This window comes from Zhongshania sp., from assembly GCF_041623545.1.
Taxonomy (GTDB): Bacteria; Pseudomonadota; Gammaproteobacteria; order Pseudomonadales; family Spongiibacteraceae; genus Spongiibacter.
The window spans coordinates 1-7,017 of sequence record NZ_JBFJWS010000168.1 but is presented as its reverse complement, the minus strand read 5'-3'; the positions used below and the strand labels follow the sequence as shown (position 1 = coordinate 7,017).

8 protein-coding genes are annotated in these 7,017 nt (G+C 49.1%); 5 read left to right on the top strand and 3 right to left on the bottom strand.

The features are described 5' to 3' along the window. On the top strand, window positions 1–571 hold a 571-nt coding region (locus tag ABYT30_RS13410), incomplete at its 5' end, for an LLM class flavin-dependent oxidoreductase (RefSeq protein ID WP_373096952.1). 68 nt (window positions 572–639) lie between these two features. Beyond that, window positions 640–1,395, top strand: coding sequence for an SDR family NAD(P)-dependent oxidoreductase (locus ABYT30_RS13405; RefSeq protein ID WP_373080814.1), 756 nt, complete (start codon window positions 640–642; stop codon window positions 1,393–1,395). Window positions 1,396–1,483: 88 nt separating this feature from the next. On the opposite strand, the gene ABYT30_RS13400 is transcribed toward ABYT30_RS13405, so the two are convergent. Both ABYT30_RS13400 and ABYT30_RS13395 read right to left on the bottom strand, forming a co-directional pair. Continuing rightward, a complete protein-coding gene (locus tag ABYT30_RS13400) occupies window positions 1,484–1,735 on the bottom strand; it encodes a hypothetical protein (protein ID WP_373080815.1) in 252 nt (83 codons plus the stop codon). After that, window positions 1,728–2,129, bottom strand: coding sequence for a GreA/GreB family elongation factor (locus ABYT30_RS13395; protein WP_373096950.1), 402 nt, complete (start codon window positions 2,127–2,129; stop codon window positions 1,728–1,730). The genes ABYT30_RS13400 and ABYT30_RS13395 overlap by 8 nt, the downstream gene beginning before the upstream one ends. 437 nt (window positions 2,130–2,566) lie before the next feature. Here ABYT30_RS13395 and ABYT30_RS13390 point away from each other — a divergent pair, with 437 nt between their 5' ends. Further along, window positions 2,567–4,297 (top strand): potassium/proton antiporter, encoded by a 1,731-nt coding sequence (locus ABYT30_RS13390; protein ID WP_373096948.1) that lies wholly within the window; start codon window positions 2,567–2,569, stop codon window positions 4,295–4,297. A 367-nt stretch (window positions 4,298–4,664) separates the two neighbouring features. Here ABYT30_RS13390 and ABYT30_RS13385 read toward each other — a convergent pair whose 3' ends face one another. Beyond that, window positions 4,665–5,318 (bottom strand): TetR/AcrR family transcriptional regulator, encoded by a 654-nt coding sequence (locus tag ABYT30_RS13385; protein WP_373082050.1) that lies wholly within the window; start codon window positions 5,316–5,318, stop codon window positions 4,665–4,667. A gap of 162 nt (window positions 5,319–5,480) precedes the next feature. Between ABYT30_RS13385 and ABYT30_RS13380 the strand changes: the two genes are divergently transcribed. Then, window positions 5,481–6,686: an NADH:flavin oxidoreductase gene (locus tag ABYT30_RS13380; protein ID WP_373096946.1), complete on the top strand. Its 1,206-nt coding sequence runs from the start codon at window positions 5,481–5,483 to the stop codon at window positions 6,684–6,686. Beyond that, window positions 6,683–7,017: NAD-dependent epimerase/dehydratase family protein (locus ABYT30_RS13375; protein WP_373096944.1), on the top strand; the 335-nt coding region annotated here is incomplete at its 3' end. The genes ABYT30_RS13380 and ABYT30_RS13375, both read left to right, overlap by 4 nt.

The window sequence follows — 7,017 nt, the reverse complement described above, 5'->3', positions numbered from 1 at the left end:
GGCAACGCTCGCGACCCTGTGCGGCGACCGCTTTGATTTCGGCGTTGGCATTAGCCCCTGGCCAGAAGACTTCGAAGGCTGCCACGTGCCATGGGCAGCGCGTGGCCAGCGCCTTGACGACCAAATTGAGATAATACGGGGCTTACTGAGCGGTGAGTTCTTTAGCTACACCGGCAAACAACTCTCAATAGCAAGCATGCAACTTTGCCCTAGCCCCAAAACACCCATCCCCATTCTTGTTGGCGGGCATTCAGACGCGGCATTAAAACGCGCGGCGCGCCTTGGCGACGGTTGGATTGGCGCCGGTGCAAGCATTGAAGAATACGGCGTTTTGATCGGTAAATTAAATGAATTTCGTAAACAGTATCAGCGTAACCACCTTCCCTTCGCGATCCATGTCAGCTCCGCCGACGCCTACTCCACCTCTGGCCAGGACGCTCTCGCCAATCTAGGCGTTAACGAATGCCACATAGCCTTTCGCAATGCCTATGATGGCACACCCGATACCCTGAGTACTGATCTGAAAATTGATCAAATGCAGAAATTCGCTGCTAAGTGTATAAAGCCTTAGTCGCATCATTCACAAGTAAAAGGCTATTATCGGACCAGAAAATATTGCCAATTTTAAAGGATATGCTAATGAAAAGACTGAACGGCAAAGTGGCCATTGTAACCGGCGCGGGCCAAGGTGTGGGTCAAGGTATCGCATTTGCACTGGCCGCCGAAGGGGCGAAAGTCGTGGTAACGGGTCGAACCCTAAAAAAGCTGGAATCGAGCTGCGCAGAGATCGCTAAGCGCGGGGGTCAAGCCTTGGCGGTAGAATGCGACATAAAAGATCGAGGCGCACTGGAATCTTTGGTTTCCACAACCGTTAAACATTACGGCGGCATTCAAATATTGGTAAACAATGCTCAAGAGGTGCCCTTAGGCAGCCTGCACGAGATTGAGGATGAAGCTTTGAGCGCCGGCTTTGAATCCGGACCAATCGCCACCTTCCGCTTAATGAAGCTTTGCTACCCCCACTTAAAAGGCGATGGCTGTATTATCAACCTCGCCAGCAGTGCCGGAAAGCGCTGGGACATGTCGGGTTATGGCGGCTACGCGGCGACCAAAGAAGCGATTCGCTCGCTGTCACGGGCAGCCGCCTGCGAATGGGGCAAGGACGGCATCCGCACCAACGTCATACTTCCCCATGCCTTATCGCCGGGCCTTCAATGGTGGATAAACGACCGCCCCGAAGAAGCGGCGGCATATTTGGCCACTATTCCAATGCAGCGCCTTGGCGATTGTGAAGACGATATCGGCAAGTTCGTGGTTAGCCTGTGCTCCGAGGATAGCCGCTACGTTAATGGCCAGAGTATTGCACTTGATGGTGGCCAGGCATTTTTAGGCTAAATAACAATAGTAAAAATGTGTAGAAGTACGGAATCTAAATCCCCTCGCCTGTACTTCTACGCCCCTATTCGTCCTTTTTAAAAATTTTTTATCGACATTTATCATCGCTAAATTTTAGTGGTGCCGTACCACTCGGCTCAGGCAGCGCTCGACTAAACCTATCGACAAGGGTCACCAACACATACTCTTCAAAGTGTTCGCTAGGATCAAAGCGCCCCCGATACGTCTCTGTAAAGGTGGTCAACACATCGTCAAGACATACGTCGTATTTACCGGCATCAATACTCGCCAAGCTGTCGATTAGCTCAACAGCATTATTCCAGAATGCCAGATTATGCATTGGACAACTCCTTTGGCGCCGCGCGCAACACTTTTTCTATTTTCAGACTCACCGAACAATTGTTCAGTAGCGGCCAATCAATTACCGCTCCCACCCGCGCACCGATAAGTGCTATCCCCACCGGTGACAGGATGGATATACGCATTTCCGTGATACTGGACTCCCACGGCATAACGATCGTCACGACACGCTTCGCCCCCGTTTTAACATCCTTGAAATGTGTTTTACTGTATAGCGAAACGACATCGGCGGGCATGAGTGCATCTGGAAAAACATCCGCTTTCACAAGCTCTTCATCTAAGGCAGCAGTCGCCTCTGATCTGCTAACTTTAATAAGTCGAGATAGTTTTTCGTAGTCTGTTTCAGAAATAATTAATTCATTTTCAATTGGCATAGTAAACCCCCACCCAGCAAAAAGCAGCGCACATAGAAATTCAGCCCGAGTAGTTACAGCACTCGGAGCAATTCGAATTTTTTGATGGATTATTTTCGGGCGGTTAAGACAGTACTGCGCTTAACCGCCAATAGGGAGGAAGGCACTAACGGGATAGAGTTCCCGTACGCCGAAGGAGAGTTGTAGACTAGAGTAGCTTCGTTTGTTCATACAGAGAGATTACTACGTTTAAAAACTTTAGCAAGTGATACGAGCGCAGAAATTATAAAGGATTTACTGATAGCTACATTTTTTCAGCACCTGGCGACACGACGAATATAACACCTGAATGTTTGCAATGCCGCGCGAGTATCGCTTATCAGATATAATTCAGGCGCAAGGGGCGCGCTATTTAATCGACACCGACCCAGACTACGCAGGGAGCAGCAAGCCAACGCATGATTGATCACACTTACCAATTGGTTTTTATCGGCGCCGTCCTTTTCCTCTTCGCTGTGTTTGCGAGCATTGTGTCACGCCGACTTGGCGCGCCTTTGTTGCTGATATTTCTCCTACTCGGCATGCTTGCTGGTGAAGATGGTATTGGCGGCATACAGTTTGATGACGTTGAAGCCGCCTTCCTCATAGGTAATCTCGCCCTCGCCATTATTATTTTTGATGGTGGCCTCGGCACGCGAATGGACACCTTTCGCAGCAGCTTGCGCCCGGCCTTATCTTTAGCAACCGTTGGGGTACTCCTCACGGCGGGAATCACCGGCGCCGCGGCAAGTTATATTCTCGATTTACCTTGGCAAGAAGGCTTACTCATTGGTGCAATTGTTGGCTCTACTGACGCTGCCGCTGTATTCGGCCTAATCAAAAATGCGGGGCTAAACCTTAAAGAGCGTACCGGCGCGACCCTAGAGATCGAATCTGGGTCTAACGACCCAATGGCCATCTTTTTAACCATCACTCTTGTTGAAGTACTTAGCAGCCCCGCCGGCCTCAGCGGCTGGCTTCTGCTTGTCGAGCTAGTCCAACAAATTGGGCTAGGGATAATCTTTGGCGTAATCGGCGGCTACATCATTCCGGCCGCACTGAAAAAAGTCACACTCCCCGTCTCTCTATATCCGTTAATGGTTTTTGCCGCCGCGCTCACTTTGTTTGGTGGCACCAGCTCAATTGGCGGCAGTGGCTTCCTCGCCATTTATATTGCCGGCGTTATGATCGGCACTACATCATTCTTATACATGAACGATATAAGGCGCTTTCATGACGGCATTGCTTGGTTAAGCCAGATTGGCATGTTTTTAATTCTGGGGCTCTTGGTTACGCCCAGCCTTTTACCGCCCATAATCGTGCCGGCACTCATTATCGCCTTTGTGCTCATTTTTATCGCGAGACCGCTGGCTGTTGCCGTTTCACTCATTCCATTTCATTTTCCTTGGCGAGACCAGCTGTTTGTGAGTTGGTGCGGTTTACGCGGTGCAGTACCCGTTATTCTTGCATTATTTCCATCCCTAGTAGGTTTAGAACATGCGCGCACATATTTTGAACTCGTGTTTTTTGTTGTTCTCACCTCGCTCGTTCTTCAGGGCTGGACTATTGCGCCGATGGCTCGGTGGTTAAAAGTAGATTTACCGGTTTCACTCAAGCTTCCCAGCTTTAGGAGCACCCATTTACCCAGCAATCCTCACAAAGACTTAGTGGTCTATCAAGTAGTGGCCAGTAGCCGCACCATTGGCAAATTAATTTTACAGCTTGCCTTGCCTGATGGCGCACAGGTCGTTGCGTTGATTCGCGACGAGATACCATTAAAGTCGGAAGGGGAAATCTTAAAGGAAGGAGATCAAGTCGTTATTGTCGCGACAACAGGAATGGCTGAAAAATTGGCTGAGGTATTTTCACCCGCCCTCTCCCGTATTTCATCGAAAATCTCATCGAACTTTTTTGGTGATTTTTCGATTCGTCCGAACAGTTCGCTCGGTGATCTTGCTAGCCTCTATGGTTTTGCAATTCCGGACGAACTAAAGGACATCACCATAGGTGAGCATTTAACAGCAAAATTTCGCGGGCGGCCGGTTGTTGGCGACGCCCAGGAATTTCCGCCCGTAAAGCTGATTGTTAAAGAAATTAAAAATGGCGAAATTTCATTAATAGGTTTGAAACTGAATCAAGATTCACCGTAACCTACCTTAAAATACAGCGAACCAACCACCATGCCCGAACTCAAAAGACGGGTGCCTTACATCAATTTAACTTAACCAACTATTTTTAGAGATTGGTTATGCAAGTACTCTCAAACCGATTTGATAGCAAAGTAGTGCTAATTACCGGAGCGGCATCACATATTGGTAGAGCAACGGCGCTGCGACTTGCCGCAGAGTGAGTTGTAATACCATTGTTAGATGTTGCTGCGGCTGACGAAATAGCGTCTTAGGTAGCTTACTTGGCATCAAACGAAGCGCGATATATAACCGGCACAACATTGGCAATTGATGGTGGGCAGACTGCAAACTGACACGGCTACCGCAGCTGACCAGTGATAAACAGTGCTTACTGCGAATCCACACCGCCCAATAACGCCAATACTCGTAACATTAACGGGCGGCTATCATAATCCGGGTTTGCGACAAGCATTAGCGCCGCCTCAGAAAAACAGCCAATCAACATTCGTTGCAGTAACACAACGTCATTTTCTGACAAGGGCTTGGTCAAACTACCGCTCTCGTATAAGAGCAACAATTGGTCGTGAAATATTTTGGAAACGGCCTGAACAACGCTGGTATCTTCCCAGCGCTCACGACCAAGGATAATAGGCGCATCGCGCAACACAATACGAACGAAATTGGGGCGCTGGGTCATTTCAATCAGCATATCCCAAATTTCGATGAGATCTATTTTTTCAGAACTAAAGGAAAATTCTTCAATCTGCTTGGTAAATTCAAGCTCCATCGCCTCAGTAACTGCTAAAAAGAGCGCTTGTTTATTACCAAAGTAGTGATAGATCGGCGTGATAGTAAGCCCGAGGTCATCAGCAATATCTTTGAGTGAGGTATCAGCATAGCCCTTTTGACCGAAAATCCGGCAAGCACTTTCCAACACCATGGCTTGCGTCGCTTCGCGGCGCTCTGCTTGAGTTTGTCGCTTGGGCTTTGCCACCGCTCCGCCAGCAACGCGCTTCTTTGGACTTGAGATGTCTTTTCCCAAGGTAACTCCCACGTCGTATTAACCTGCCGGAAGTATACAGACTGACTTTTCCAGATTCCATATAATTGACTTATATAATATGACTATATAACATGCATTAAAAATTAAGCGGGGCCGTTATCGCCACGCCGAACATACGCAAATAATAATTCCAGAGGCCCCATGGCAGAGCGCATAAACTCCGCACTAAACAGTGCAAGCTTGAACGGACTCCAGCTGAAAAACCGACTTATTAAGGCCGGTACTTTTGAAAACCGCAGCCCTAACGGCATTCCCGGCGCCAGCCTGACCGATTTCCACGCGCAATTCGGACGTGGCGGTATTGCCATGACAACCATAGGTTACTGCGCGGTCGAAAACGCTGGGCGCCTGAATGCCAACATGCTTACCATGCATGAGGATATTCGCAGTGAAATAACTCAGCTCGTACAAAATATTCAAAAACAAGACTGTAAAGTAGCTGGGCAAATGGGTCATTGCGGCGCGTTCTCAAAAAACCACACGTTGAAAGCTCGCCCTAAAGGGCCCAGTGGCGGCTTAAATCTACTGGGCTTTGCCGAGGGAATGTGGTTTTGTGATGCCATGTCGCTAGACGATATAGACCACATGGTTGATGCCTACAGAGATGCGGCGATATTTATGAAGTCAGTGGGCTTCGACGCCCTCGAAATTCATTTCGGCCACGGCTATGGCCTCTGTCAGTTTCTCAGCCCACTCACCAATCATCGCAAAGATAATTATGGCGGCAGCTTAGAAAATCGCCTGCGACTGCCACTTCGCGTGCTCGCTGCAGTCAGAGCTGCGGTCGGTGACGACTTCCCTATTTTGGCTAAGATTACTATGTCAGAGGGCCGCCGGGGCGGTCTTCACTACGATGACTCGCTCGAAATCTGCAAAGCCCTGGATGCGGCTGGTATTGACGCCATCATCCCTAGCAATGGCACCAGCACTATGAATCCAATGCTGATGTTTCGTGGTGACAGCATTCTACCCGCGTTATTAAAGTATGAACGAAATCGGATTATGCGGTTTCTGCTGCGGCTGATGGGCAAGAAGATGTTCCCTGCTCTGCCCTTCTACGACATGTACTTACTTGAGCAGGCCAAACGTATTCGCGCCGTCGTAAAGTGCAAGCTTGTCTATATTGGTGGCGCCACCAGTGGCGACAATTTTACGGAAATACTTGGTGCCGGATTCGATTTTATCCAGCTAGGTCGCACACTACTGGCCGATCCGGACCTACCACAAAAGCTCGCGGTCGACCCCAGCTATAAAAGCCGTTGTACTCATTGCAATCTGTGCGTAGGCACAATTGAAAGCCCCCAAGGCATCCACTGCCCGCAATTTACAGACAACTCCGCGACATGAATATTCTCATTACCGGTGCCTTTGGCAATCTCGGTCAGATGTGTATTGAAGAGGCCCTGAAGCAAGGCCATCAACTGCGCTGTTTTGACTTGGACAACGCTAAGAACCAACAATTAAAACGCCGTTACCACAAGCGCTGTGAAATCATCTTAGGTGATATTTGCGACACCACGCTGCACCCAACGTTGTTGAAGGGTGTCGACGCCGTCATCCACAACGCGTCATTACTCCCGCCACTATCCGAAAATCAGCCTGAACTGGCCGAGAGAATTAACGTCGTTGCGACCCAAAACCTGATAAAAAGCATGGAAAGCAGCTCGACATCACCACG